Source organism: Vibrio sp. 10N.239.312.D08 (genome assembly GCF_041466145.1).
GTDB lineage: Bacteria > Pseudomonadota > Gammaproteobacteria > Enterobacterales > Vibrionaceae > Vibrio > Vibrio crassostreae_C.
The window spans coordinates 1-1,561 of the sequence record NZ_JBFSSD010000113.1 but is presented as its reverse complement, the minus strand read 5'-3'; the positions used below and the strand labels follow the sequence as shown (position 1 = coordinate 1,561).

Genomic DNA, 1,561 nt, shown 5'->3' with positions numbered 1-1,561 from the left:
CAATAAGGGGGACAGGCTCTCCTCTTTTATCAAATCTTGAACATTGCGGCTGAGAGTCAGCGCTTCTTCTCGATAAGCCTGGGCTTTATTTTGTATGTCGTCCGTAGGCCACGTCTTCGCCGCCTCCGGTTGTTGAGTCATTTTTTGCTCAAGCTTGGCAAAAGCTTTGAGCTCTTGCTCAGTGTAAGCTTGGGCGGGTAACGCGATAAAAAAACACAGAAAAACAAGAGAGCGCCTAAAGGTGCTCTCAAAAGATGGAATGGTCATAGTAACCTCTTCATTATGGCCGCTGAAAGGGTGGGTAGAGGGTGTGAGCGTTTTGGAAGCTGATTGACAGCACCTTACGAGCATTGAGATCGCGACAAAACGAGAAGCAAAACTGCGAGAGCGGGAAACAGCAGTAAATGTGCTTGTTGTTGGCGAGCTCTGTTTTTAAAAAATCGGTAAGGGAGTCAGGGTGACTGGCAATAAATAGGTCCGTTTCATTTTTGTGGGGAAGAATGGGCATCATCGCGTCACCTTATAAAAAGACACAGTTGCGCTTTCGCCATTGTACAAAACCAAAGTTATCCCCTGTCACCGGGTTGTCATGGCCGGCTTCCCAGAGTGTGGTTGTCGTGGTGTACGGGTGACACCAGGCGGCATCGGGAATAGGCCCCGACATTTGATACCGATAACGAGATTTTGGCAAAATAGGATCGGGATATTGATAACAAATCGCGCCATCTTCGCCGCGCGTCTCCCAGATGATTCCTTGCCGGTGCAGTTTGTAGTTCAGCTTTTCCATCAAGAGTGTCGCCGCCTGGATGGGCGTGTCTCGATAGTTGGTGGTGCCGGTGAGCGGATAGGCACTGCCCTGTGAGCCTAAACACCAAAATAACGCATCAATAGGTAAGGCAGCGTTAGTGGAGGTCAACAGGGCTTCGGGCACGCAAGCAAGCTGCGCAACCAAGTTACCAAACAGTAACGCTTCGGGATTGAGAATGAGGGATAACTCATCGTCGTCCCAAAGTGGGTCAATTTCCGTCATGTAGACCACATCAAAAACGTCCGTGGCCATGCAGGCGGTGGATTGCATCAGTTGCAGCCAATAAATGACGGGGTACTTATACCAATGGGCGTGATAAAAGCCTCCGTCACTGCTGTCACTCTCACGGGCGGTCACGCGCCCACCGATACGCTGAGTGTTAGCGCCGGACATTTGCACGCCCATGTTCACCATACAGTAAGGGACGCGCGTGATATCGGTTAAGGCATAAGGCTCCCAATAGCCAATGTTGATGCCTATTTGCACAAAGATAGGCGGCGGTTTAGGGCAATAAGAGATAGGCAGTGTGGGGTTGGGCGTATCGGGGTACTTAGAAGGCATGACGGTGGCCGAGCCTATCGTCATCGGAAACAAGCAATCCCAACAAATATCGGTCATGGGGTTAATAAAACGGCTTTTACACGCCGCACTGGCTGCTAGGGTTGATGGGGCAATAAAAACCAATAGGCAGCACAACAGTAAACGAAAGTGTCGTTGTGTCATGGGGTGTCCTTTTTCCACGCCGAGCGTGGT

Annotated in this window: 1 protein-coding gene and 1 pseudogene; both read right to left on the bottom strand. The window is 50.5% G+C overall.

Going from position 1 to position 1,561, the window contains the following annotated elements:
- Positions 1 to 267: pseudogene (locus AB6D58_RS24390) on the bottom strand (type-F conjugative transfer system pilin assembly protein TrbC); the annotation flags it as partial.
- Positions 268 to 520: 253 nt separating this feature from the next.
- Positions 521 to 1,531: a conjugal transfer pilus assembly protein TraU gene (traU, locus tag AB6D58_RS24385; protein ID WP_372091217.1), complete on the bottom strand. Its 1,011-nt coding sequence runs from the start codon at positions 1,529 to 1,531 to the stop codon at positions 521 to 523.
- Between the last annotated feature and the right edge of the window lie 30 nt (positions 1,532 to 1,561).